Source organism: Brooklawnia cerclae (assembly GCF_011758645.1).
Taxonomy (GTDB): domain Bacteria; phylum Actinomycetota; class Actinomycetes; order Propionibacteriales; family Propionibacteriaceae; genus Brooklawnia; species Brooklawnia cerclae.
The window spans coordinates 947741-972895 of sequence record NZ_JAAMOZ010000001.1; the positions used below are offsets into that span (position 1 = coordinate 947741).

A 25155-nucleotide genomic window follows, 5' to 3' on the forward strand; every position below is an offset into this window, starting at 1 on the left:
GCCCTGTAATTCGTAGACACTTTGTCTACAGTGACGTTAGACAACCGTCCTTGCCGAGTCTGAGAGTTGGTAGACGTGAACGACATACCGGAGCCGTGGGCGAAGGCGATGAGGGATAAGGGCCTCACCGACCGTCGCGGCGGTGACCGCCCGTCATGGAGGGCGCTGGGGGAGCTGATCGAGGTGCATCCCAGCACGCTGTCGGCCATGGCGAGCGGAGCGCGCGAGACGAGTAACGACATCGTCGGGAAAGTGGCCGACGCGCTCGGGGTCGACGTTCGCATCGTCAATGGATGGGTGGGGAGGGCTCGCGCCATGCGGGCTCCGTACCAGCCGCCATCCGACGCTGACTTACTGGACGAGGACGAGCGCGAAGCGGTTGACCGCATGATCACGTTGCTCGCCCGTGGCAAGAAACGAGGTCGGGATGCTGGCGACGCTGAGGCTCAGAAGACGCCGGGTGCCGGGGACACCGGCGATGACGTGATCCGGTTCCCGCGACGCAAGCCCATACCGAAGGTGCAGGACGTCGCGGCAAGAGAGGTTGACGACGATGACCGCTAGCTAGCGGTTTTGTCATACCTCGATTGCAGCATGGATTACATGCTGCAAGTGCCGGACGGCTGGACGCTGGAATGGCGTCCGCTTGCCGGCCACCGCACAGGGGAGATCAGCTGGCCCAACCGGACGATCGTGATCGACCCGACACGATCACCGGAGAGTCAGCGCTGCACGCTCACCCATGAGGTGATCCACGCCGAACGCGGTCCCGTGCTCGGCGACCCCGTGCTGATCGCACGCGAGGAACACGCGGTGGAAGAGGAAACCGCGCGCCGTCTCATCGGCATCGATGAGCTGGCCGACACGCTCGCGTGGACACACAACCTCCCCGAGGCGGCCGACGAGCTCGGCGTGGACACCCACACCCTGAGAGCCCGTCTGGATCGGTTGCGCCCGGGGGAGCGCGCATGGCTGACGAGGAGGCTCGATGGCGATCGATGATCTGTGGTACCTCAAGGACAGGGTGACGCCATCGAAGCGGCACGGCCGTGGCAAGCGATACCGCGTGCGCGTCGAGGGCTATCCGAGCACGCTGCACCGGACGAAGGCCGAGGCCGAGGCGGTCAACGCCAGGCGCATCGTCGCCGGGCCGCCGAAGCCGGAGTCGACGATCACTGTCGGAGAACTGCTCGATCGCTGGGTCGCGGGCAAGCGGCACTTGTCGCCGAAGGGCCTCGAAGCGTGCGAGCTCGCGGCGAGGATGGCGCGGGCACGCTGGGGGACGACGCTGGCGTGCGACGTCAGGACGGCGGACGTGCAGGAGTGGGTCGCCAACCTCGCATCGATCGACAACGCCGCGTCGGCTCACGCGTCGAAGGCTGCGGGACAGCGTGTCGTCGTCACCGTCCCGGCCGCCGGGTCGACGCGGCACAAGGCGTTGCAGGCACTGTCGGGTGCCATGCGGATCGCAGTCGGGGAGAAGGCTGTCAGCTCGAATCCGTGCCAGGGGGTGAGGGCCGGTCGGCAGCGGAGCGTCGATCCGAGCTTCCTGACGGTCGCGGAGCTGGAGCGCCTCGCGTCAGAGTCGGGGGAGTGGTCGGCGCTCGTCTGGTTCCTCGGCACGACCGGCCTGCGGATCTCGGAGGCCGCGGCCCTGACCGTCGGGGATGCCGATGCGAAGCGGGGGCGCGTTCGTGTACGGCGCTCGAAGAACGGGGAAGCGCGCGACGTCCCTGTGGCGGCGTCGGTCCTGGCGATGCTCGACCTCTCCCGTGGTGCTGCCGACCCGCTCTTCCCGGCTTCGCGCGGAGGACGCCTGGATGTCCATAACTGGCGGATGCGAGCGTTTCGTCCGGCGGCTTCGAGGGCGGGCCTGGACGGCCTGCGCATCCATGACCTGCGTCACACGGCGGCGAGTCTGGCCATCGCCTCGGGCGCGGACGTCAAGGCCGTGCAGCGTATGCTCGGCCACAAGAGCGCGGCCATGACCCTCGACCTGTACGGGCATCTGTTCGACAAGGGCCTCGATGACGTCGCGGCCCGCCTCGACGCGATGATCCCCGGATCGTAGTGATGTGCCCAGGGTGGTCCCGCCAGCTGTGACTAGCGGTCATCCTTGCCTTACAAGCAGGGGGTCGTTGGTTCGAGTCCGACTGCGCCCACCAGAAGGTCGTTGTTCAAACCGGCGACGGTTCCGGGTCAGTTCCTCCTTTCGCTCTCTTGGCCTGCACGGGCCAGGGCCTGGACTTCGGGGTTGAACAGCACGTTGAGGGGCCTCCCTGGTTCGGGTGCGTCAGATTAACGATGGATCTGGCCTGGCGCATTTCAGTTGATTCGGCCTTCGAAGGTGATTGTGAAGGCGTTGAGTGCGGGCTTCCACCTGCTCGCCCAGCGTGTCTGACCTCGGCCCGTGGAGAAAGCGACCGCGTTACGACAACAGGCACTGCTGATCGATGATCTTTCCCCTCACAGGATCAATCATCTCGATGGTCTTCATCGCCCTTCCTTCCCGCGATCGGGACTTGAATCTGACGCTGCGTGAGGTGAAAGCCTGATGGACATGATGGAGAGAACCGCCCTCCGAGTCCGCGCGGAACGGTCGGGCTCGGAGTCAGAAAGCGGGTTCCGTGACTGTAACGCGGTGAAGCGCAGATGGCTTTCATGGCCAGCATCTCAACCGCTGGAAACGGTGCAGGTTAGGGACATGCCGGTAAGAGTTGTTCCCTCCCATCTTATCTCTCCCCCGAAGACGGACGGTTGCGGCCAAGTTCGTCGGGCGACGCGAAGTCTTGGATGGCGTCGCGGAGCGGCCGCAAGTAGAGGAGTTGTGTGATGCGAGTGCTGTTGTCAACTATCGGTTCGCGAGGAGAAACCCAGCCGATCATTGCGGTCGCTGTCGAGATGGGAAAACTAGGGCACGAAGCCGTGGTGTGTGCGCCGCCAGACTTTCAGGGGTGGGCGGAATCGCTTGGCGTGCGCTATATACCGGTCGGCCCCGAACTGCACGGGACAGCAAAACGACCGCCATCCGGACCAGTGATGGCGGAGCAACGGCAGCAGATGATCGACGGGACGGTCGCTGTGCAGTTCGAGGCGGTCGGGAAGGCGGCCGAAGGGTGTGACGTGATCGTTGGCGGAGGTGGGCTCGCGATTGCAGCGCATTCGATTGCAGAGCATTTGTCTGTGCCATACGTCTATGCGGCGTTCGCGCCGATCACGTTGCCGTCACCGTTTCATGCCCCGCCGGCGTTCGGGCTGCTCGGTGAGCAGAACACGGATGACCCAGCAGAGTTCGCGCCTCGTTGGGAGGCCGAACGCTCGCGTTGGAACACGATGTGGCGTCGCCCGCTGAATGCGCAGCGTGAACTGCTCGGCCTCCCACAGATCGAGGATGTGCGATCGCATCTGTTCACCGATCGCCCGTGGTTGGCTGCGGACCCGGTTCTCGCCCCATGGCCGGGATCATCCGACATGGAGGTCTTTCAGACTGGGGCATGGTTGCTTGAGGACCCGCGGCCGCTGGAGCCGGAGCTTGAGGCATTCCTGACCTCCGGGGAACCACCGATCTATTTCGGACTCGGCAGCGCACACGTTCCGCCAGCTCTCGCCCGGGCTGTCCTTGATGCCACTCGCGCAGCCGGCCGTCGTGCGGTGGTTTCGCGTGGCTGGGCCGATCTTGACATTTCCGAGGGATCGGGCGACGTCATCGCGGTGGGAGATGTCAACCAGCGGCTGCTGTTCCCTCGCGTTGCGGCGATTGCACACCACGGCGGAGCGGGTACTACCACCGTCGCAACGGCGTCCGGCACGCCACAGATCGTGATTCCGCAAAACTTCAACCAATTCTACTTTGCGGCACGCGTGGAAGCGCTCGGGGCCGGAGTGGCGATCCGGGAGGAACCTACCGGGGACGTGCTCCGAACCGCGTTGGCAAGGGTCCTCGGCGATCCCTTCCCCGCTGTGGCAACGACCCGAGGCGAGCAGATCGCGACGGACGGAGCAGGGGTGGCTGCGCGCACGCTTCTTGACGTCTGCGCGGGTCGATGGCCTGCGTCGTCAGAACCTGCCGTATAGGAGGCGCCTCGAAACGTCGGCGGAATGGGCGGCAGCGTTGTGGTCTGGTCGTCGCCCATCCCGCTTCGCTCAGCACGTCGTGTCGCTGTGAGACGCTACGTCAGTGACCAGAACCTAACGCAGAATGAGGTTTTGAGGGTGACAGTGACGCTCGTACGGCCCCGCTTACACGCATCGGAAGGTGGTCGGGCTGACAGCGGGTACGACCGACTCAGGTCCTCTCGGTCGGCGACTGCTGATCTGTCGCCAGGCAGATTGTGTCACGAGGGAAGGACCGGTCCTCCATGCCAACTCCAGTCCGACTGCCGGCACCGGACTCAGATGGAACCTGGCGAGTCGGAGACCTTGCCCGTGCGGCGGGGCTGTCAGTGCGCACACTGCACCACTGGGAACAGATCGGGCTACTCAGACCCACCGACCGTTCTACTGGTGGCCACCGTCTCTACCACCAGGCAGATGTCGAACGGATTTACCAGGTCTGTGCGCTGCGGGAACTGGGGCTGCCTCTCGCGCAGATCGCCGGCGTCCTTGACGGCGCCGACCTCGCGAGCGTTGTTCGCCAGCACCTCGTCTATATCGAGGGTGAGGTCGCCCGGCTGGATAGGTTGCAGCATCGCTTGCGCCGACTGGCGAGTGACTTGGCCGAAGAACCGTCCCCGGAGCAAGCTATTTCGCTCATTGAAGCCCTCAACCTCATGGATCGGTACTTCACGAACGATCAACTCATGCAAATGGATCGTCGTCGTTCCGGGCGCGGCCGACGTCGCAAGCGTGAAGTCGAGGCCGCGTGGGCGGAAATCGCCGTAGCTCTCCGCACCATGAGGGACGCCGACAACGATCCGAGTTCGCCACAGGTTCAGTCTGTCGTGGAACGAGCCCGTGCGCTGATCGACACCTTCACCGGAGGGGACATGTCGATGTACGCCGCCCTTAGACACCTCGGAACCCAGGAACCTCCCGCTGACCTCTTTGGCTGGGACAGTGACCTTCTCCAATACCTGTATCAAGCGCTGGACCGCTCCACGTCTGCATCTACTGTCGACGGTGAGGGCGACACCGCGACCACCAGCGCGTGACCGTTAGCGTTGACGCTTGGCTCGCCTGCGGAGGCCGATTCCTCATCAGGGAAGCGAATAGCGGCAAGGGTTTGACGAGGCATGACCTCGTTGCCGAGCGCGGCAGATTACTGGACGTAGGTGAGCCCGAATTGGGTGCCGGTAACCCATTCTTCGTCGAAGCTCATCAGCCGTTCCGCGAATGCTGGCGCCGGTCGCGGGTCGGCGCTCTCGTTCGGGATCGCGGGGGCTGGGGCGGCCCGTCCGGTGATGCGTTCCCATCGGGCGATGGCTCCGGCGTAGCATCCCCAGCATCGAAGAACTCCTCGATCGGCGCGAACGTCTCCTCCGAGGGTCGGCGCCCGCGCTGGGCCACGAGGGCGATCACCTGTGGCTCAGCGCGATCGTGCCGCGCTTGGCCTTCATCTGGTTCGGTGTCTCCCCGCCGCGTGCCGAGTCCGAGGCCAACAGGGTCCTGGACAGTGCGGTGGGCGAGGATGAAGGCGCGGAACCGGGGGTGCGGTGTGCCGGTGGCGGAAGCGGGTAGGCCGATCCATCGTGCGTCGTACCGGAGGTCGGCCAGGTCTCCGAGTACGGCGCCAAGCGCCCGTAGAGGTCGGGCTGGCTGGTCTCCCAGACCCCACGGATCGGGTTCCACACCGCGAAGGGTTGCACCTGCGGGGGTTGCGGGTTCGGGGTTGCGTCGCTCATCGTCGTCTCCTTCCGAACTCGCGCGGATCGCGGGAGCCGAGAGCAGCCCGCGGACGTTCTCGATGACGACCCACTCGGGTCTCAGCGCGTCGATCACGGTGGTCATGTCTGCCCACAGGCCGGAGCGGGTGCCGGGTACGAGGCCGGCCATCTTCCCGACCGTGGAGACCTCCTGACCCTGAGCGGTGAGTCGAGCCTGACCTGGTGTGCATAGCCACTACGACCGGCAGACGGACCGGTGGGTGCTACTCGCTAGCCGACGCGTTGTCTTCGAGGACGCTGTCGAGTCGTTCGAAGTTTTCGTCCATTCCAGCGTCCATGCCGCTTTTCAGCATCGCGTCGCAGGACTCCTTCGATGTGTAGATCGATGTCACTTCGAGAGCGGAGCGCCCATCATCGAGGTCGACGAAGCGGAGAACCTCGAGCGTCGCGCCGGGAGCATCCTCGTACTCCCACGTGTGCGCAATCAGCCCCCGGCTCACCTCGTGGTACGAACCGCGAAATGCCCACGAGCCCCCTGACGGTGCGTGAACGACGTACCGGAATGCTCCACCTGTAACTGCGTCGAGCCGGTCGATCTGCAGTGTCGTTCCTCGCGGCCCCATCCACCGGGCAAACAAGCCAGCATCCGTATGCGCCTGTTGAACGCGTTCGGCGGATGCCGCAAACTCGCGACGATGACGGATGCTCTGCTCCCCGACGCGGGTGTGTTCGGTGAGCCCGGGGCGGCGGATGTCGTGCTGCTCGGTCATGACGTCTCTTTCTGTTCAGGTCTTGGCGTGTCGTCCATGGCGGACAGCAGATCGTCGAGCCTTGCGTAACGCTCTTCCAGGCGGCGCCGGCGGGCATCCAGCCATTCGACGGCCTCCGAGATGGGGCCAGCTTGTAGCTGCACGCGTCGAGTGCGACCTTCGCGGTGCCGCGAGATCAAGCCCGCATGCGCACTGGGTTGATCACCATGCGTCAATATTCAAGTAATTGCTTGAATGTTGCAAGAAGTGATCGATGCCGCACTGGTGCATCATGCGCGACGAAGTGGATCGGTTTCGGACGATGCACCTATGACGCTGATCGCGAGCGACGACCATGCGGTCGAATCTGTCCGCCCGAGCTGGCTACCGCTTGGCGCACCGCGCCCGCATCGACCCCAGTGCCTGGTGTGGCGGAGCTCTCGTCGGTCGCCGAGGCGCCTCGCCTCAGATGGCAAGCCCGGGCGAAGGCTTCATGTGGATCGACTCACACTGTTGACCGCGTGCGCGACGTTCCAATATAGTTACGTTATGTGGAACAAAAGTTCCACGATACGAAAGAAGAACATATGAACGTTCGTGATCTCTCGGTGAACTGTTCGATCCTTCTGACACATCTGCCACTCTTGGCTCGCCCCGCCGCAGCACGTGAGGCCGGGTTCGAGGCAATCGAGTTGTGGTGGCCTTTCGCCTCTGCAACGCCGTCGGACGACGAGATCGACGCATTGGTCCGTGCCCTACGTGACGCCGGGGTCCAGCTGGCCGGTCTCAACTTCGCTGCCGGAGACATGGCCGCCGGAGATCGTGGATTGATGTCCTGGCCAGGTCGCGAGGCCGAGTTACGCGCAAACCTCGATGCAGTGACCATGATCGGCGAACAGACGGGATGCCGCCTTTTCAACGCCCTCTACGGACTGCGCCGTCCCGATTCCACGCCTGAGATCCAGGACGCGTTGGCGGCGAAAAACCTGGCTTTGGCGGCCCAGGCGGTCGGGCGGATCGGTGGAACCGTCCTGGTCGAACCCGTCAGCGGAGCGCCAGAGTATCCGTTGCGTACAGCCGATGACGTCGTCGCCGTGCTCGATCGCGTGACCGCCCAGTATGGGGCGAAGAGGCTCGGGCTGCTGTTCGACGTCTACCATCTCGCCGCCAACGGTGACGATGTCGACGCCGCGATCGCCTCCCACGCGAATCGCATCGCGCATGTCCAGATCGCCGACCTGCCCGGCCGGGGGGCTCCCGGAACCGGCAGGCTGCCGATCGCGCGGTGGCTCGACGATCTGCGTCAGCGCGGGTACACGGGCCGGATAGCCCTGGAGTACGTCGCAAACAACAGCGATCCCTTCGCATGGCTGGCCCAGTTCTGACCCGTATCCACATTCCTGATTCGCATCCACCCGTCCTGGAAGGACATACGTTATGACCCACTTGGCATTCATCGGCCTCGGCATCATGGGCTCGCCGATGGCAGTCCACCTGCAGAAGGCCGGCTACGACGTCTCCGGCTACGACCTGGCGCCAGCGGCTGCCGACGCGTTGGTGGCCGTCGGGGGCACCCGTGCCACTTCGATCGCTGAGGCTGTCACCGGTGCTGAGATCGTCACCATCATGGTTCCCGACTCTCCCCAGGTGGAAGAGGTGCTCACCGCGGAGGGTGGCGTCCTGGCGAACGCTTCGCCGGGGACCCTCGTGATCGACTTCTCCAGCATCCGTCCTGATGTCACCGCAAACCTCGCCGCCCGCACCAAGGCCGCCGGGTTCCGCATCATCGATGCCCCCGTCTCTGGGGGCGAGCCGGGTGCGCGGGCCGCGACATTGTCGATCATGGTCGGAGGAGAACCTTCCGACATCGAGGCGGCATGGCCGGTGCTCGAGGCCGTGGGGCAGACGATCGTCCGGGTGGGGCCGAATGGTGCCGGGCAGACGGTCAAGGCCGCCAACCAGCTGATCGTTGCGGCGAACATCGAGGCTCTCTCAGAAGCGGTGGCCTTCCTGGAGGCCTACGGCGTTGACCTGGAGGCCGCGATCACCGTGCTCGGTGGCGGTTTGGCCGGTTCCGCTGTGCTCGACCAGAAGATCCGAAAGATCCTCGACCGCGAGTTCGCGCCCGGTTTCAGAATCGATCTGCATCACAAGGACATGGGCATCGTCACATCGGCCGCGCGCGAGAAAGGCGTGGTCATTCCGCTGGGCGCACTTGTCGCGCAGCTCGTGGCCTCGGCCCGCGCCTGCGGCGACGGCAGCCTGGACCATTCCGCACTGTTCCGCGGAGTGGAGCGGCTGTCGGGACGCAGCCTCGATCAGTCCCGATCATCGTAAACACTCACAAAGAAAAGGAAAGAACGCTATGCCACGAATGCGAGTAGTCGACGCTATCGTCGCGATCCTCGAAATCGAGGGCGCAACTCAGGCATTTGGTGTACCAGGAGCTGCCATCAATCCGCTGTACTCGGCGATGCGTGCCCACGGCGGAATCCACCATGTCCTCGCGCGGCATGTCGAGGGCGCATCACACATGGCCGATGGATATTCGCGTGCCCGCGCAGGCAACATCGGTGTGTGTCTTGGCACCTCCGGGCCCGGAGGAACCGACATGGTCACCGGCCTTTATGCCGCCTGGGCAGACTCAGTGCCTATCCTGTGCATGACCGGGCAAGTACCGCGCGCTGTCCTCGACAAGGAGGATTTCCAAGGAGTGGACATCGCGTCGATCGCGGCACCGGTCACCAAGATGGCGCGGACCATCCTCGAGCCCGGGCAGGCCCCCTCCATCCTGCAGCAGGCTTTTCATCTCATGCGCTCCGGTCGGCCCGGCCCAGTGCTGATCGACCTGCCGCTCGACGTGCAGCTCGCGGAGATCGACTTCGAACCCGGCAACTACCGCTCCCTGCCGCCGTACCGGCCGGCTGCCACCGTTGAGCAGGCCGACGCCGTACTCGACATGATCGTCGCCTCCGAGCGGCCGTTGCTGCTCGCCGGTGGTGGGGTGATCAGTGCGGACGCGGAGGATCTGCTGGTTCGGTTGGCCGAGATCCTCGGCATTCCTGTTGCCTCGACACTGATGGGTTGGGGAGTGATCCCCGACGACCACCGCTTGGCGGTCGGGCTGGTGGGAATCCAGACGGTCCAGCGCTACGCCAATGCGACGTTCCTCGACTCGGACCTCGTGGTCGGGTTCGGCAACCGGTGGGCGAACCGGCACACCGGCGGACTGGAGACCTACCGCAGCGGGCGCCGCTTCGTGCACATCGATATCGAGCCGACTCAGATCGGCCGGATCTTCGCTCCCGACCTCGGTATCGTCTCCGACGCCGGAGCTGCCCTCGAACTCCTCGTGGCCCAGGCCGAGGCACGTCGAGCCAGAGGCGAACTGCCGGACTACAGCGAGTGGGTCGAGCGGACTCTGGAGTATCGGCGCACCCTGCTTCGCAGGGACGACTTCGACGACGTTCCGATCAAGTACATGCGGGTCTGGGGCGAGATGAACAAGGCGTTCGGCGGTCGCTGCCGCTACGTCACGACCATCGGACTGTCGCAGATCTCCGCCGGACAATACCTGCACGTCTACGGACATCGCGGCTGGATCAACGCTGCGCAAGCAGGCCCACTGGGATGGACAGGGCCGGCGGCCATCGGAGTGGCCACGGCGCTCCCGGACGAGCTCGTCGTCGGCGTGAGTGGCGACTACGACTTCCAGTTCTTGATCGAGGAATTGGCAGTCGGCGCGCAGCACAATGTGCCGTACGTGCACGTCCTGGTCAACAACGCCTACCTCGGTCTCATCAGGCAGGCCCAGAACGCCGTGTTCAACATGGACTACCAGGTGCAACTCTCCTTCGAGAACATCAATGCACCCGAGACCGGCGGCTACGGGGTCGATCATGTGCGGGTCGTCGAGGGCCTCGGCTGTCTGGCAAGGAGGGTGCAGCGTCCCGAAGATCTCGCTTCGGCTTTCGCATGGGCGGAAGAGCAGGCGAAGACCCACCGGGTGCCGGTTGTGGTGGAAGTGATCCTCGAGCGCGTCACCAACGTCTCCATGGGCCCGGACCTGGACAAGATCAAAGAGTTCGAACCACTGCCCGAGTAGCTCAACCACCGGACGCGGTTGGGGCTGGGCTCAGTACCACGAGGGAGTGGACTGAGCGGCATCACAAAGAAGTGAATGGCAACGACCCAGAAACAAGAGGAGAAATTTCCCATGAAAATCGTCGTGCTGGAAGGGCTAGCAGTTCCGGAGGAAAAACTGAGGGAAATCGCGAAGCCCATCACTGATCAAGGTCATGAGCTGGTCTTGTTCGAGAAGACAGACGATCTCGATCTGCAGAAGGCTCATGTCAAGGACTGCGAGATCCTGGTGATCGGCAACATGCCTCTGGCGAGTGAGGTCATACGAGCCGCAGAGAAACTGCGTTACATTGCGGTGGCGTTCACCGGCTATGATCACGTCGATCTGGAGGCATGCAAAGAGAAGAACATCCAGGTCTCGAATGCGGCCGGATATGCCACCGTTGCCGTCCCGGAACTGACGTTCGGACTGATTCTCGCACTTCTGCGGAACATCGTGGCGACAGATAGCGCCACCAGAAAGGGGCGGACCAAGGCAGGGTACCGGCAGCAGGAAATCTATGGAAAGACCTTCGGGGTGCTAGGCACCGGGGCCATCGGAGCAAGGGTGGCGAGGATCGCGCTTGCGTTCGAGGCCCGGGTGATCGCTCACGACCTCTACGAGAAGGATGATCTCAAGGCGTTGGGCGTCGAGTATGTGCCACTCGATGAATTGCTGGCACAGAGTGACATCGTGACAATCCACAGTCCGCTGTTGCCGAGCACGAAGGGGCTGATCAGCAAGGAAAAGCTGGCGCTGATGAAGCCTACGGCGATATTGGTGAATGCCGCGAGGGGTCCGATCGTGGACATCCAGGCTCTGACTGATTCGTTGCAGGCAGGCACGATATTCGGTGCAGCCTTCGATGTGTTCGACACCGAGCCGCCCCTTGCGCCGGACTATCCCTTCTTGAGTGCTCCTCGCACGGTGGTGACACCTCACATCGGCTTCGCGACGGAAGAAGCCATGGTGAGAAGGGCCCACCTCACTTTCGACGAGAACATCGCGAACTGGCTCAAGGGAGATCTGAAGAATCCGGTGCTGAAGTAGGTGAGGCAGAGGCCGGGGCGATCGTCAATCGCTCTCCGGCACCGCCAACTCTGCGGCGAGTCGTTCCGCTGCCGCCTGCAGTAGCGGAACGGCTTTGTCGCCCAGTGCCGGGTCCACCCGGATTCCCGGGCCGGAGATGGAGATCGCGGTGTGCACCGAGGCATTCGGCACCACTACGGCGTAGCAGCGCACACCGAGTTCCTGCTCACCGTCGTCCACAGCGAAGCCGCGCTCGCGGATCGCGGAGAGTTCGGAGAGCAGAGCATCGACATCAGTGATAGTGCGGCCGGTCTGGGCCGGCAGGCCGGTTCGCCCGACGATCGTCCTGACCTGGGCCTCGGGCAGGCTTGCCAGGATCGCCTTGCCGACTCCGGTGCTATGGGCGAAAACCCGACGGCCCACCTCGGTGAACATGCGCATGGGGTGGGGAGAGGGAACTTGAGCAACGTAGGCCACCATGTCGCCGTCCAGCGTTGCCATGTTCGCTGTCTCGCCGAGTTTGGCCACGAGCTCGGCGAGGAGGGGGCGTGCCCAGTTGCCGGTGAGTTGGGACGCAACCTCTCCGAGCCGGATCAGCCGCGTTCCAAGCGCATATTTACGTGACGGGAGCTGGCGAACGTAGCCGCGGGCAACAAGCGTACGTATCAGTCGATGCAGTGTCGGAGTCGGCAGGTCGAGCTGCTCGGCAAGCTCGCTCAGCCCCATCACCCCACCGGCTTCGGCCATCCGCTCGAGGATGCCGAATGCTCGGTCAACCGACTGTACAAAAGGCGGATGCTCAGCTGTGGCCACTTGTCTCCTCGCGAAGACGAGTACCCGAGACCGGCTACCGGTCTCGGAGGATAGCCACTCGCGCTGCGTTCTCCGCATGTCGAAAGGTTGTGCAATTTTTATGAGGATATCAGGGGCGATGGGTTTCTCAAGCCAGGCGCTCAGCGGTCGGGACCGCGGGGGAAACGCGGAGAGCCGTTATCGCGCCGTCGCGCTGCGGTGGACCGTTCGTGGCGAACGTCCCGGCGTTGTCGGGGCAGGGGACGCCGCATCTGTCGCTCACGTTGTGCCGTGGGTGTTGTGACGGTATTGGTGTGGATCGGAGTGGAAATGGTACGAGTTACGGTGGCTCCCGATTCTTTCAAGGGCAGCGCATCGGCTGTGGAGGCAGCCAAGGCGATGGCGGACGGTTGGCTCGCGGTACGCGGTGCCGACCTCGTCGAGCAGTATCCGATGGCTGACGGCGGGGAAGGCACGCTCGAGGCTTTGGCGGCCGCCCATCCCGAAGCCCAGTGGCGTCGGCTGGGCGTCACCGGACCGGACGGGCGAGAGGTGACCGCCCGGTGGCTATGGCTCCCGGACGGAACCGCTGCTGTCGAGTTGGCCGAGAGCTCAGGCATCACCTACATGGGACGCCTCGATCCGCTGTATTCGACGAGTCGCGGCCTGGGGGAGGTACTGCGGGCTGTCGCTGAGGAACAGCCGACCCAGATCCTGGTGGGGATCGGCGGTTCCGCGTCCACTGATGGCGGTTGGGGAGCCTTGGCTGCTCTGGGACTTCGAGCTTTCGATGCACAGGGGAGGATGCTCGGCCCTGGCGGCGCGAGCCTGGCGGGTGCGGTGCGGGTGGACACGACCGAGTTGGTGCCGCTGCCTCCCGTCACGCTGCTGGCCGACGTCGACAACCCGCTTCTGGGCGAGCGGGGCGCCGCTACGGTGTTCGGCCCGCAGAAGGGTGCCGGCCCGGAGGACGTGGCCGTGTTGGACAACTGTCTGAGCTGTTGGAGCCGAGTACTCGGTGGGGATCCCGATATGCCCGGTGCTGGGGCGGCAGGCGGCGTCGGGTATGGGTTGATGACTGTCTATGGCGCAACACGAGCCCCCGGAGCCGACGTCATCGCCCAGGTCAGCGGGTTGAGCGCGGCTATCGCCGGAACGAACGTGGTGATCACAGGGGAAGGGCGTTTCGACGCCAGTTCGTTGCACGGCAAGGTGGTGGGACACGTGCTGGACATGGTGCGCCGATCGGCGGATCCGGCTCAACTGATCGTGATCGCCGGCCAGATCGACAGCCCGGTGGAGAGAGGATACGCACTCACTGCCGTGGCCGGGAGCGTGGAGTCGGCAATTGCGGACCCGCTCCACTGGATCAGGCGGGCGGCTGCCGACGCCGCTCGGGACTACACGTCGACCGCCGCCGTGCGCTGAGCACGACGGGGTCGGATGCTCGAAGCCGTACTGGCAGTGAGTCGTCGTTCAAACCGACGTCTCGTCCGGTTCCGACGATCACAGCCCCGGATGCTCGTCCCCCGCGTCGTCGTCCGACGGGCTGGCAGGGCTGAAGCCGGTGTTCGCGAAGAGGGCTGCGATGCCGGTGATCTGTTTGAGGCGCAGCAATTCGTCGGTGTCCAAGCCGATGTGGGCGATGATCCACGCGTCGCTCATGCCCGCCTCGACGAGTTCGGCGACCACCTCGGTCATGAGCTCCACGCTGTGGGTGCCGCGGGCGCGGTTGTGGCGGATGGTGGAGGCCATGCGGTGGGGGAGGTCTTCGTCGATGGTGACCACGGGCAGCAGCCCGTGCTCGCGTTCGCGGATGCGCTGCGAGGTGAGCATGACCCTGTAGCGGTGATAGCCATCGACGATCTCGTAGACGTCCTTCCCGGGGAGGTAGGAGCACACGATGGGTTGGGTGTAGCCGTCTTCCCAGATGCTGCGTTCGAGCAGCTTCATCTCGGGTGGGGCGACGATGTTGGGGTTGTAGGCGTTGGCGCGGATCTTCTCCACGGGCACGCCTCTCACGCGGTAGACGGGGGACAGGAAGTCGTCCTCCTCGGTCACGTCAGCACCTCCTGGTACTTCTCCATGGCCGAGCGGCGCCTGTCCTCGTCCTGTTTGGTGGGGCCGAAGCCCATGTACCGGCAGGTGTAGTCGTTGCGCAGGATGGTGATGCACATGCGCTTGTAGGTGGGCAGGGAGGCGAAAGCCCGGATGCCGGGCAGATCGTCGGGGTAGGTGGGGAAGCGGACGATCTCGTGCGGGCGCGTGTAGACGCGCCCGGTGTGCGGGGGGCCGAGATACTCGGCCTGGATGCCGGCAGCCTCAAGCTCACGGACGGTGTCGGTGGGCAGTGCGCCGCCCTTCTCCGTCCAGTAGCGCACCGAGGTGGCGAACTTGGTCAGATAATGCTGCCGGGCCGCGACGGGCAGCGTGTCGAGAAGGAACTTCAGGTACGTCTTCCAGGTGTGCCCCGTCGGCAGAGTGACATTCCTGGCGGCCATGGCCTGGGTGTCGCCGTAGATCGCGGCGAAGTTGGCTCCGTTGACCCGCCCGACCAGCCGTGCCCACAGCTCCGGTTCGATCACCCGGTACAGCTGGAGCTGGCGGATGCCCTGACTGATGAACGGCGAGGCGACCCGCATCAGGTGCGGGGACACGCCCGCCGTGTACATGAGGTCGTACAGATGGTTGTAGGACCACCCGAACAGGGCATGGGCATGCCACACGTCCTCGAGCAACCAGTCGTGGATCGGGTAGACCTTCACCACTCCCGGCGCCATCACAGAGGTCCAGCGCAGCCCGGCGTACATGGCATGCTTGTCCTCGCGGTTGATCGCCGCGTAGCGGTGCAGGGACTCCTGCTGGCGGATGCCGATCAGCACCGCTGTGCGCCGTGCGCCTGTCGTCTCGTGCAGCCAGCGCTCGAAGGCCTCCTGGAAGACGTAGTCCCACACGCCGTCGAAGCGTGGGAAGCCCCTCGGCACGTTCCCGGTGTGGATGACGCCCGAATGGGTGGGCAGCTCGCGCACCCACAGGGCACGCGACTCGGGATCCCAGGGCTTCCAGTGGTCGGCGTACATCGTCGCCGCGCATCCGGCGGCGAACGGCAGGCACACCCGCCACGGCACGGTCAGGTCTCGGTCGGAGGTCATGATCCGGTCCACGTATCGCGTGGTCGCGGTGTACTGGCCCTCGTAGTCCATGTGAAAGACGTGCACCGGGCGGGTGATGGCGTGGGTGCGCATGTAGTCCAGGACCAGATGCAGCATCGCCCCGGAGTCCTTGCCGCCGGAGAATGCCACGATCACGTTGTCGAAGTCGGCGAACACTCGTCCCAGGCGCTCCTGCGCAGCGTCGTACACCGTGCGCCCGCCCGAGGAGATCGACGATGCCCCGCTCCGAACTCTGTCGTCCTGGCTCACGCGAACCCCCTCCAACCAGAGCCGGACGACCGTTCCCGTGGACCGCTTACCCGATGCCCTCATCACTACGCACAGGGCTTCACCTGTGTCCCTCAGCGGACACGACGACGGCCGACAATCCTGTTCCGCACCATACGCCCATCTGACAGTCACCCTCTAGACCTCAGTCGCGCTGGTGTGACGTCGGGGCCGACCCGCTCACGACTGCTCCTGTAGCAGTCGCTCAGGTCTCCTCACGTCTACCGTGGTCTCGTCTCGATTGCTCGCCGTAGCGTGCACGAGGGACCGGCAGCGGATCTTCGGCCTATCTCGTCACCGGACCGGTGACGGAGTGATGGCTGCCGCTCTCACTCGATGAGAGTGGGGCCGGTCGGCTCCCACGGGAGCAGCTCACGGGTGCGCTCACTGGAACCGGTGAGGGTCTGGCCGCACCGCCCTGCTCGTCGGGCCGGTGTTCTTCTGGATCCTCAGCGGAAGGGAGCCGCGAGACCTCGATCCTCGCGACCTGGTGGGGGAGTTCCTCCGCGTCGCGGCGCCTTCATCGAGTTGGACGTAGGGCTCGGTGCGCTTGACCGGGGAACGGAACCCTGGTGCCCCGCAGTTCCCGGGGAGGACGCGTTCACTTCCCCGGGAACTGGTGAGAGTGCTTGTCTCCGCGGTTTTTCACTCAGCGGGGAAGTAGCGCTTGACCACGGTCTCGCGCTCCAGCATCTCCTTGTTCTGCTTGCGGAACTCGATGAAGTGCGCCGAGACGTTGTGAACCTCTTCGATGGCGGCGACGTCGACCCACTCCTCGACGAAGACGAAGCTGCTCGGGGCTTCGATGTTCTCGTACAGGGTGTAGCTGATGTTGCCTTCTTCCGCCCTGCTCTTCTCGATCATCGTCCTGGCCAGAGCGAGATACGACTCGCGGAACTCCGGCTTCACGGTGATGAGTGCGTTCAGCGTCACAGACATTTTCCGGTCTCCTCTTTCGGGGCTGGCGGGCGGCGGGGTGGAACGCGGAGGCGCCAATGCACGCGAGTGTCTCGTCCTGCTCGGAGGTGTCATCTGCGACGCCGATCGTTCCGAGAAGCATACTGGCGCACGGCCTGCGACTCCGCGCCGCCCGGCCGTCGTCGGCGCGCGGTCACGGCACGAGGCTCGCGGACATCACGTCCAGGCGGTCGTCCTCGTCCTGTGTGTCGGGAACAGTCGTCGGTGTGACGGCGAGGACGACCAGGGCGCCGGCGATGACGGCAAGCCCCGCCCAGCCCACGGCGGAGAGGCGTTCCCCGACGACGATGATCGCGAGGATCGCGGCGACGGCGGGCTCCAGCAGCGTGACCGTCGTGGCGGTGCTCGCCGGCACCCGTGTGAGGCCGAGGCCGAACAGGAGGTAGCCGACGAACATCGGGACCAACGCCATGTACCCCGCGACGAGGAAAGCCCGGGTGGAGGCCAGGAGTGGTGCCCCGGTGACGAGCAGGACGGGCATCAGCAGCGTCCCACCGCCGCCGAACACCGCCCCCATGGAGGCCGAACGGCTGATCCCTTGGGACATCAGGCGACGGACGGTCCACGAATAGGTGGCATAGGTCGCTCCCGCGATCAGGCCGAGGCCGATGCCGACGGCGGCGTGACCGGCCGACGAGGCGAGTCCGTTCATCCTGGACACGCCCAACAAGACGCTGCCGACGACTCCGAGGACCGCCGCGAGCGTCCACCATGCACTCAGGATCCGGCGCTCGACGAGGCGCTCCAGAAGCCCGGACGCGAGCGGCGCCGATGCCAGCGACACCACGGTTCCCACTGCGACCCCGGCGTAGCGCATCGAGCTGTAGAAGGCGAGCGGGTAGATGGCGACGGCGAGCATCCCCACCAGGGCCGTCCGGCCGTTGGTCCGCAGCATGGCCGACTCCGCCCGCAGGGCCGGGACGGCGACCACGGCCTGCAACAGCCCGCCGATGCCGAGCGCAGCCGCGCCGATCGCCAGCGGCCCCACGGTGGGCGCGAACGTCGCAGCCGTCCCGGTGGTGCCCCACAGCAGTGACGCGGCGCTGATGACGGCGATGCCGGTCAGGCGTGCCCGGTTCACAGCGCGCCCAGCAGCGTCGAGGCGATCCGGCGTGCGTGCAGGAGCCGATCGGATCGGCCTTCCAGCCCGGCGCGGCTCATGGCTCCCTCCAACAGGAACGACAGGTGCTCCGCCGTGTCGGTGGCGACGTCCTCCGAGGTCATCGCGCGAAGGTGCTCGACCAGGATGGATTCGACGCACTCCTTGTGCTGCCGCACCGCGTCACGGCCGGGTGATCCGACGGGCAACTCGGCCGCCGCATTGAGCAGGCCACACCCCCGGAAACCGTGCTCATACGCGGCCTCCGCGTGGTCGACGTAGGCGTCGAACACCGCGAGCACCTTCTCCGCGGGCGATGCGGCGTGTTGGACGCGCGCACGGTACAGCCCCAGCCATTCCTGATGACGGGCCTCGATGTAGGCCAGCATCAGTTCCTGCTTCGAGGAGAAGTTGTTGTAGAGGCTCATCTTCGCGACCCCCGCCTCGGCGGTGATCGTGTCGATCCCTGTCGCCACCATGCCGTCGGCATAGAACAACCGGGACGCCGCGTCCAGCAGGCGTTCCCGGGCGGAACCCGCCCCACGCTGTGCAGAGTTCATGTGTGACCCCCTCGTTAGGTAGGTCAGTCTACCTAGCAAAGGAGTAGGGGCGCCACCTGGATCAACGTGTGAGCCACAACCCGAGCATCACCATCGCCAGGCTCAACACCAGCATGAGCAGGCAGTGGGATGCGGTGATCAGCCAGGGACGCTGAGCCGACCCTCCGGTGAGCAGGTTCGCCCCCTCGACACTGGCCGTGCTGAACGTGGTGTAGCCGCCGGCGAGCCCCGTCCCCAGGATGAGCCTCCATTGGTCCCAGCCCAGGTGGGTGGCTGCGAAACCGGTCACCAGGCCGAGGAACAGAGAGCCTGTGACGTTGATCAGGAACGTCCCGACCGGCAGGGGAAGCTTGTTCACGCGGCCGATGAGGCCGTCGAGGACGAAGCGCAGGACGGCTCCCAGACCGCCGGCGATGGCGACTCCGAGCACGATCATTCGGCATCCCCCTCGTCTGTTGCCGGCTGGACGATGTGCTGTGCGAGCGTCGCGCCGACCCATGCACAGGCGATGCCCAGCACGACGCTGGTTAGTGCGTAGGCGGTCCCGATGGCGATCTGGTCAGCGCGAATGAGCTGGGTCGCTTCCAACGCGAACGCACTGTAGGTCGTATACCCGCCGATGACGCCGGTGCCGCCGCCGATCCGGGCGAGCTGGCGCCACCCCGCGTCCGGGCCACTGAGTGCCAGCGCGCGATAGCCGAACCCGAGGACCAGTGACCCACTGAGGTTGATGAGAAAGGTCGGCCACGGCCACGCGACGTCAGGATTCGCGAAGGCGTCCTCGAGAAGGTAGCGCACCGTGGCGCCGATGGCTCCGCCGACGAACACGGCGAGCAGATACCGCGCCTGGGCGAACGGCGGGCGCGTCACCCTCGCGCCCGCCGTCGTCGCGGCGTCGTCCGCCTCCGTGTTGTCGTCCGATCGTGTCGTCGCGGGTGTCATGCGATCCTGTTGCTCCAATCGGTGACCGCCAGAGGGACGATCAACACGGGCCGGTGCTGGTGATGCGCGAGCCTGGCCGCGACGGATCCCTCGATGAACTCACGGGTCGTCGCGGCAACGCCGGGGGCGCGTGTGCCGACCACGATCGCGGACGCGTCCACCGCCCTCGCAAGATGGGTGAGCGCACGGTCGGGCGCCCCGGCAAGATACCGGAACTCCCAGTCGGTGCCGATGGGATCGAGCAGCGCGTGCAGTCCCGATTCCAGCGCGTCCCGGCGTCGCAGCCACTCGTCGTCGCCGCTGTCCGGGTCGAGTGCGGCGTGCCGCACCGAGCCGTCCGTGTGCTCCTCGATGGTGATCCGCGAGGTGTCCACGAAGGCGAAGTACAACTTGCCCACGGGCAGGTCGGCGGCCCAACGGGCGGCCGTCAGCGCGACCAGGCTCGCCTGGTCGGGCACCACGCCGACCACGAACGGGTGCCCACCCGGTGGGGTGATCCTGTCCAGGCTCGGCTGGGGAACCGTGTGTGCATCCCTCATCGAACTTCTCCTCGTCTGGTGAGCACGTGGCCTCCTGTTACCGGCGATGCCCGGCCAGACCGTACGGCAGCCGCGGATCGGCCGCGGCGATCTCGAGCAGGCGGTTGTACTTCGCCACTCGTTCGCCACGTGCCGGGGCACCGCTTTTCAACTCCCCGGCGCCGGTTGCGACGACGAGATCCGCGATGAACGTGTCAGGGGTCTCGCCGGAACGGTGCGACACCATCTGGTCGTACCCGGCTGAACGGCACAAGGCCTGCGCATCGAGGGTCTCGGTGACCGTCCCGATCTGGTTGGGCTTGATCAGTGCGGCGTTGCCGACCTCACGGTCGATCGCCTGCTGGATGATCGCCGGATTGGTCACGAAGATGTCGTCGCCCACCAGCTGTACGGTGCCGCCGAGCCGCCGGGTGAGGCGCTCCCACCCGTCCCAGTCGTCCTCGGCGAGCCCGTCCTCCAGAGACCAGACGGGGAAGTCGCGCGCGATCTGTTCATAGCGGGCGATCATGTCGTCCGATGTCAGCGCCTCGCCCGCGACCTGGTAGAAACCGTCCCTGTAGAACTCGCTGGACGCCGGGTCGAGCGCGATCGCCACGCCGTCCATGCCGGCCGGGTAGCCGGCGGCCTCGATCGCTTCGACCAGCAGGCGCAGCACATCCTCGGGCTGGGTGATGTCGGGCGCGAACCCGCCCTCGTCGCCCAGGCCGGTCGAATCGCCCCGTGCGCGCAGGATGCCTCGGAGCGAGCTGTACACCGCCGCCCCGGCCCGCAGCGCCTCGGGAAACGACGGTGCCCCGAGCGGAGCGATCATGAACTCCTGGAAGTCGAGGTCGTTGGCCGCGTGGACGCCGCCGTTGAGCACGTTGAAGTGGGGGACGGGCAGCCTCGCCGTGACGCCGGCCGGGGTCAGGTACTCCCACAGCGGGGTGTCCGCGGCGAACGCGCGGGCGACTGCCATCGAGACGCCGAGGATCGCGTTCGCACCGAGCCGCGCCTTGTTCGGCGTGCCGTCCAGCTCGATCATCGCGTGGTCGGCCTCGGCGAGCGAGCCCCACGAGCGCGACAGCAGAAGCTCCCGCAGGGGGCCTTGCACGTTGGCGACGGCGTGCAGCACACCTTTGCCCGAGTACCGGTCGGTGTCCCCGTCCCGTAGCTCGACGGCCTCGCGGGTGCCCGTCGAGGCCCCGGACGGTACCGCGGCGCTGTACTGGTGATCGTCAAGGGTCGTCACCGTGACCTTGATGGTCGGGTTGCCGCGCGAGTCGAGGATCTCCAGTGCCGAAACCTGCGAGAACCCCACGTTGCTGCGAGTCATGATCTGCGTCCCTTCATCTCGTGTGAGCAAGCACCGGATGAGCGGCCGAGCCGTGGGGCAGACGTCACGGCGCGACCCTCACCGGGTCGAACACAGGGACCGTTGGCAGCGTCTCCGCTGCGGTTATGGCGAGCCCCACCGCCGTGACGGGTCGAGTATATAGCTCATGGCCCGAGTCCAGCATCGGATGACCATGGTCGTGTTCGACGCCATGGGCGTCCTCTACGAGGCCGGTGACGATGTCGCCGACCTGCTCGTCCCGTTCCTCCGCGAGTCAGGCTGCGCGCTGGATGATGCCGACATCGGGCGTCTCTATCACCAGGCCAGTCTGGGGCGGCTGACTTCGGCGGAGTTCTGGGCATCATGCGGGGTCGGTGCCGATGATCGGACGTACTGTGCTCGCCACACGATGGTTCCCGGGATCGAGGCATTGCTGGGCGACCTTGCTCGTGCCGGTGTGCCGACGGCCTGCCTGAGCAACGACGTCACCGAATGGTCCGCGCTGGTGAGACAGCGATTCGGGCTCGACCGGCGGATCGGCACGTGGGTGATCAGCAGCGACATCGGCGCGCGTAAACCTGATCCCGCCGCGTTCCGGGCGCTGGGCGACGCAACGGGGGTCCCACCGGCCCGCATGATGTTCTTCGACGACCGAAAGGCGAACGTGGACGCGGCCCGGGCTGCAGGCCTCGAAGCGGTCGTGTTCAGCGGGGCATCCCACGCCCGGGATGTGCTGTGTGAGCGTGGGATCCTGCCGGTGCGGGGACAGCTCTGAGGCGTGTCGTCGGCCCTTTCGACAGGCTCAAGGGGCGGGTTGGTGGTCGCCCAGGCCTTTTGACAGGCTCAGGGGGTGGGGTTGGTGGTCGTCCAGGCCCTTTCGACAGGCTCAAGGGCCGTTTCCGCAGACGGCCCTTGAGTCAACGTTCCGGGTGCGAGCCCGCCGATCAAGTTGGGCGTTTCCGCAGACGGCCCTTGAGCCTGTCGAAAGGGCCTGAACACCCCCCGAGAATGCCGTGGAAGACCGCCGAAGCGACCGCGATCGCGCCGCTCAGCCCAGCCGGGCCCTCACCTGAGTGGCGACGGTCTTGCCGTCCGCGCGTCCGGCCACCCTCGCGTTGACAGCCTTCACGAGGCCGCCCATCTGCTTCATCGTCGGCTTCGATCCGAGTTCGGCCTCGACCTTGGCCACCTCTTCGTCCACGATCGCCGTCAACTCGTCGTCGGTCAGGGGCTGAGGCAGGTAGCGCGCCAGCAGGGTGGCTTCCCCGGATTCCTTCTCGGCGAGCTCCGGCCGTCCGGCTGCGGCATACGTCTCGGCGGACTCGATGCGCGTGCGCTGCTCCTTGGTCAGGACCGCAATCTCCTCGGCGTCCGTGAGTTCCTTGGCCTGTTCGCCCGCGACCTCCGCGTACTGGATCGCGCCGATGGCCATGCGGAGGGTCGACTTGGCGAAATCATCCCGCGCCTTCATGGCGGCCGTGAGATCGGCCCTGAGCCTCTCCTTGATTGCGCCCACGATCTGTTCCTCCTGGATCGATCCCTCACGGTGCGCCCTCATGCCGGCGGCGTCGCCTGTCGGACGCGAACGCGCCCCGAACGTCCATTCTGGCACGGCGGCCTTGCGGGCGACGTCCGGCCGCCAGGCCATCCGTGGTGATCCCGCTTCCCACAGGCCGTACCGTGCCCGCTGTAGAATGGTTCGCTGTGGCAGTTGCAGACCTTCCCGAGCGCATCAGCGAACTCGATCGCTCATTGACGTCCATCGAGGTTGTCGTCGATCCGGAGACCAAGAAAGCGCAGATCGCCGAGCTCGAGCAGGAGGCCGCGGCCCCCGACCTGTGGAACGACCAGGAGAACGCTCAGCGCGTCACCAGTCGGCTCTCGCGGCTCCAGGCCGAGGTGGAGCGGGTGGAGGGCCTGCGTCGCCGGTTGGACGATGTGCAGGTGCTGCTGGAGCTCGCCACCGAGGAGGGTGACCAGGCGAGCCTCGCCGAGGCCGAGCGTGAGGTCGCCGGTCTGGGCGGCGAGATCGAGGCGCTCGAGGTACGTACCCTGCTGTCGGGGGAGTACGACGAGCGGGACGCCCTGGTGACGATCCGGTCGGAGGCCGGGGGAGTGGACGCGGCGGACTTCGCGTCCATGCTCCTGCGCATGTATGAGCGTTGGGCCGAGCGTCATGGCTACCCGATCGAGGTGTACGACGTCAGCTACGCCGAGGAGGCGGGCATCAAGTCGGCCACCTTCACGGTGAAGATCCCCTACGCCTACGGCACGCTGTCCGTTGAGCAGGGGACGCACCGTCTCGTCCGTATCAGCCCCTTCGACAACCAGGGACGACGCCAGACCAGTTTCGCGGGCGTCGAGGTGTTGCCCGTCGTGGAGGAGACCGACCACATCGACATCCCCGAGCAGGACATCCGCGTGGACGTGTTCCGCAGCTCCGGCCCGGGTGGCCAGTCGGTGAACACCACCGACTCCGCGGTGCGCATCACCCACCTGCCGACCGGTCTGGTGGTGAGCTGTCAGAACGAGAAGAGCCAGATCCAGAACAAGGCGGCGGCGTTGCGTGTCCTGCAGGCGCGGCTGCTCGAGAAGGCCCGCAAGGATCGCGAGGCCGAGATGAACGCGTTGAAGTCCGACGGGAACTCCTGGGGCTCACAGATGCGCAGCTATGTGCTGCATCCCTATCAGATGGTCAAGGATCTCCGGACCAACTACGAGACCGGTAACACCGACGCTGTGTTCGACGGCGACATCGACCCGTTCATCGACGCGGGTATCCGTTGGCGCCGCCGCGACGAGGCGAACGCGTAGGCGCGAGCCGTATGTGAGGCATGGCCGGGTGCGGTCAGCCGGGGTCGGCCCCGCGTGGCGGACTCGATCGTCATAGGTGCGTCGTTTAGACTCAACATCGCGGACTGAGATTTTCTCAGGAAACTTCCCCACTTCCGCGGCGGGCTCGGGTGCACGCGGTGATCGCGACGATCGCCGCTCGGTGGCGTCCGTGTTCTCCGTGGCACGTGAGGACGCCCAACACGGTGCAAGGCTAAAGGACTGTCACGTGATCACATTCGAGGACGTGTCGAAGATATACCCGGGCCAGTCGAAGCCCGCTCTCCGGCACATCAACCTCCAGGTCGACAAGGGAGAGTTCGTCTTCCTTGTAGGTACGTCGGGGTCGGGCAAGTCGACCTTCTTGCGGCTGATCCTGCGCGAGTACCGCGCGTCGTCCGGGCGGATCTTCGTCCTCGGCAAGGAACTGGGACGACTCCACCAATGGAAAGTGCCCGCATTGCGGCGCCAGATCGGCACGGTGTTCCAGGACTTCCGCCTGTTGCCCGGCAAGACGGTGCACGAGAACGTCGCCTTCGGCCTGCAGGTGCTCGGCCGGCCCAGCGCCGAGATCAAGCGCACGGTGCCGGAGATCATCGACCTCGTCGGCTTGTCCGGCAAGGAGGATCGTCAACCCGAAGAGCTGTCGGGCGGCGAGCAGCAGCGTGTCGCCATCGCGCGGGCTATCGCCAACCGTCCCAAGATCCTCATCGCCGACGAGCCCACCGGCAACCTCGACCCACAGACGAGCGTCGGCATCATGAAGCTGCTCGACCGCATCAACAAGCGGGACACGACGGTCATCATGGCCACCCACGACCAGACGATCGTCGACCAGATGCGCAAGCGGGTCATCGAACTCGACCAGGGCAACCTCGTACGCGACCAGGTTCGCGGCGTCTACGGCACCGCCTAGTCCGTCCACACCAGATCAG

The 25155-nt window shown here is 65.7% G+C and carries 26 protein-coding genes and 1 pseudogene; 13 read left to right on the forward strand and 14 right to left on the reverse strand.

Going from position 1 to position 25155, the window contains the following annotated elements; translation table 11 throughout:
• Nucleotides 1-75: 75 nt before the first annotated feature.
• From FB473_RS04715 to FB473_RS04735, 5 genes are all read left to right on the forward strand, one after another.
• The gene (locus FB473_RS04715; protein WP_167165281.1) at nt 76-564 is read left to right on the forward strand and encodes a helix-turn-helix domain-containing protein; all 489 of its coding nucleotides are present in this window, start codon (nt 76-78) and stop codon (nt 562-564) included.
• Nucleotides 565-603: 39 nt separating this feature from the next.
• The gene (locus FB473_RS04720; RefSeq protein WP_167165283.1) at nt 604-1002 is read left to right on the forward strand and encodes an ImmA/IrrE family metallo-endopeptidase; all 399 of its coding nucleotides are present in this window, start codon (nt 604-606) and stop codon (nt 1000-1002) included.
• Entirely contained in the window at nt 989-2071 is a 1083-nt protein-coding gene (locus FB473_RS04725; protein ID WP_167165285.1) for a tyrosine-type recombinase/integrase, read from the forward strand. The genes FB473_RS04720 and FB473_RS04725 overlap by 14 nt, the downstream gene beginning before the upstream one ends.
• A gap of 761 nt (nt 2072-2832) precedes the next feature.
• On the forward strand, nt 2833-4074 hold the full coding sequence (locus tag FB473_RS04730) for a glycosyltransferase (protein ID WP_167165287.1): 1242 nt from the start codon (nt 2833-2835) through the stop codon (nt 4072-4074).
• 284 nt (nt 4075-4358) lie between these two features.
• Nucleotides 4359-5150, forward strand: a complete 792-nt coding sequence (locus tag FB473_RS04735) for a MerR family transcriptional regulator (protein ID WP_279588565.1) — start codon at nt 4359-4361, stop codon at nt 5148-5150.
• A gap of 363 nt (nt 5151-5513) precedes the next feature.
• Here the strand turns inward: FB473_RS04735 and FB473_RS17875 are convergent, their stop codons facing one another.
• The 3 genes and pseudogenes from FB473_RS17875 to FB473_RS04745 all read right to left on the reverse strand — a co-directional run bounded on the left by FB473_RS17875 (nt 5514) and on the right by FB473_RS04745 (nt 6592).
• Nucleotides 5514-5840 carry a hypothetical protein gene (locus FB473_RS17875; protein WP_243863474.1) on the reverse strand — a complete coding sequence of 109 codons (327 nt, stop codon included), beginning with the start codon at nt 5838-5840 and terminating at the stop codon, nt 5514-5516.
• Between the two features lie 94 nt (nt 5841-5934).
• Nucleotides 5935-5991 (reverse strand): annotated as a pseudogene (locus tag FB473_RS18570) (hypothetical protein); the annotation flags it as partial.
• Between the two features lie 94 nt (nt 5992-6085).
• On the reverse strand, nt 6086-6592 hold the full coding sequence (locus tag FB473_RS04745) for an SRPBCC domain-containing protein (RefSeq protein WP_167165293.1): 507 nt from the start codon (nt 6590-6592) through the stop codon (nt 6086-6088).
• Nucleotides 6593-7122: 530 nt separating this feature from the next.
• Between FB473_RS04745 and FB473_RS04750 the strand changes: the two genes are divergently transcribed.
• The 4 genes from FB473_RS04750 to FB473_RS04765 all read left to right on the forward strand — a co-directional run bounded on the left by FB473_RS04750 (nt 7123) and on the right by FB473_RS04765 (nt 11744).
• The gene (locus FB473_RS04750; protein ID WP_341770026.1) at nt 7123-7956 is read left to right on the forward strand and encodes a hydroxypyruvate isomerase family protein; all 834 of its coding nucleotides are present in this window, start codon (nt 7123-7125) and stop codon (nt 7954-7956) included.
• A 52-nt stretch (nt 7957-8008) separates the two neighbouring features.
• A complete protein-coding gene (locus tag FB473_RS04755) occupies nt 8009-8908 on the forward strand; it encodes a 2-hydroxy-3-oxopropionate reductase (RefSeq protein WP_167165295.1) in 900 nt (299 codons plus the stop codon).
• 37 nt (nt 8909-8945) lie between these two features.
• Complete coding sequence (gene gcl / locus FB473_RS04760; RefSeq protein WP_243863476.1) at nt 8946-10676, forward strand: glyoxylate carboligase; 1731 nt, start codon at nt 8946-8948, stop codon at nt 10674-10676.
• A 75-nt stretch (nt 10677-10751) separates the two neighbouring features.
• On the forward strand, nt 10752-11744 hold the full coding sequence (locus tag FB473_RS04765; RefSeq protein ID WP_208390435.1) for an NAD(P)-dependent oxidoreductase: 993 nt from the start codon (nt 10752-10754) through the stop codon (nt 11742-11744).
• A gap of 24 nt (nt 11745-11768) precedes the next feature.
• Here the strand turns inward: FB473_RS04765 and FB473_RS04770 are convergent, their stop codons facing one another.
• Entirely contained in the window at nt 11769-12536 is a 768-nt protein-coding gene (locus FB473_RS04770) for an IclR family transcriptional regulator (RefSeq protein WP_341770027.1), read from the reverse strand.
• A 324-nt stretch (nt 12537-12860) separates the two neighbouring features.
• Here FB473_RS04770 and FB473_RS04775 point away from each other — a divergent pair, with 324 nt between their 5' ends.
• Nucleotides 12861-13943: a glycerate kinase family protein gene (locus FB473_RS04775; protein WP_341770028.1), complete on the forward strand. Its 1083-nt coding sequence runs from the start codon at nt 12861-12863 to the stop codon at nt 13941-13943.
• A gap of 78 nt (nt 13944-14021) precedes the next feature.
• Here FB473_RS04775 and FB473_RS04780 read toward each other — a convergent pair whose 3' ends face one another.
• From FB473_RS04780 to eno, 9 genes are all read right to left on the reverse strand, one after another.
• The gene (locus FB473_RS04780; protein ID WP_167165303.1) at nt 14022-14576 is read right to left on the reverse strand and encodes a ParB N-terminal domain-containing protein; all 555 of its coding nucleotides are present in this window, start codon (nt 14574-14576) and stop codon (nt 14022-14024) included.
• Nucleotides 14573-15937, reverse strand: a complete 1365-nt coding sequence (locus FB473_RS04785; RefSeq protein WP_341770029.1) for a DUF3440 domain-containing protein — start codon at nt 15935-15937, stop codon at nt 14573-14575. Before FB473_RS04785 ends, FB473_RS04780 begins: the two co-directional genes overlap by 4 nt.
• 663 nt (nt 15938-16600) lie before the next feature.
• Complete coding sequence (locus FB473_RS04790; RefSeq protein ID WP_167165307.1) at nt 16601-16894, reverse strand: putative quinol monooxygenase; 294 nt, start codon at nt 16892-16894, stop codon at nt 16601-16603.
• 172 nt (nt 16895-17066) lie between these two features.
• Nucleotides 17067-18014 (reverse strand): EamA family transporter, encoded by a 948-nt coding sequence (locus FB473_RS04795; RefSeq protein ID WP_167165309.1) that lies wholly within the window; start codon nt 18012-18014, stop codon nt 17067-17069.
• Nucleotides 18011-18592, reverse strand: coding sequence for a TetR/AcrR family transcriptional regulator (locus FB473_RS04800; RefSeq protein WP_167165311.1), 582 nt, complete (start codon nt 18590-18592; stop codon nt 18011-18013). Before FB473_RS04800 ends, FB473_RS04795 begins: the two co-directional genes overlap by 4 nt.
• A gap of 61 nt (nt 18593-18653) precedes the next feature.
• The gene (locus FB473_RS04805) at nt 18654-19028 is read right to left on the reverse strand and encodes a fluoride efflux transporter FluC (protein ID WP_167165313.1); all 375 of its coding nucleotides are present in this window, start codon (nt 19026-19028) and stop codon (nt 18654-18656) included.
• A complete protein-coding gene (locus FB473_RS04810) occupies nt 19025-19534 on the reverse strand; it encodes a fluoride efflux transporter FluC (protein WP_167165315.1) in 510 nt (169 codons plus the stop codon). The genes FB473_RS04805 and FB473_RS04810 overlap by 4 nt, the downstream gene beginning before the upstream one ends.
• Entirely contained in the window at nt 19531-20073 is a 543-nt protein-coding gene (locus tag FB473_RS04815) for a universal stress protein (protein ID WP_167165317.1), read from the reverse strand. Before FB473_RS04815 ends, FB473_RS04810 begins: the two co-directional genes overlap by 4 nt.
• A 37-nt stretch (nt 20074-20110) precedes the next feature.
• Nucleotides 20111-21388, reverse strand: coding sequence for a phosphopyruvate hydratase (gene eno / locus FB473_RS04820; RefSeq protein WP_167165319.1), 1278 nt, complete (start codon nt 21386-21388; stop codon nt 20111-20113).
• 166 nt (nt 21389-21554) lie between these two features.
• Here eno and FB473_RS04825 point away from each other — a divergent pair, with 166 nt between their 5' ends.
• Nucleotides 21555-22163 carry an HAD-IA family hydrolase gene (locus FB473_RS04825; protein ID WP_167165321.1) on the forward strand — a complete coding sequence of 203 codons (609 nt, stop codon included), beginning with the start codon at nt 21555-21557 and terminating at the stop codon, nt 22161-22163.
• A gap of 273 nt (nt 22164-22436) precedes the next feature.
• On the opposite strand, the gene FB473_RS04830 is transcribed toward FB473_RS04825, so the two are convergent.
• The gene (locus tag FB473_RS04830) at nt 22437-23036 is read right to left on the reverse strand and encodes a GatB/YqeY domain-containing protein (RefSeq protein ID WP_341770030.1); all 600 of its coding nucleotides are present in this window, start codon (nt 23034-23036) and stop codon (nt 22437-22439) included.
• 56 nt (nt 23037-23092) lie between these two features.
• On the opposite strand from FB473_RS04830, the gene prfB reads away from it, so the two are divergent.
• On the forward strand, nt 23093-24202 hold the full coding sequence (prfB, locus tag FB473_RS04835; protein WP_167165323.1) for a peptide chain release factor 2: 1110 nt from the start codon (nt 23093-23095) through the stop codon (nt 24200-24202).
• Between the two features lie 247 nt (nt 24203-24449).
• Nucleotides 24450-25136 carry a cell division ATP-binding protein FtsE gene (gene ftsE / locus FB473_RS04840; RefSeq protein ID WP_167165325.1) on the forward strand — a complete coding sequence of 229 codons (687 nt, stop codon included), beginning with the start codon at nt 24450-24452 and terminating at the stop codon, nt 25134-25136.
• Nucleotides 25137-25155: the final 19 nt, after the last annotated feature.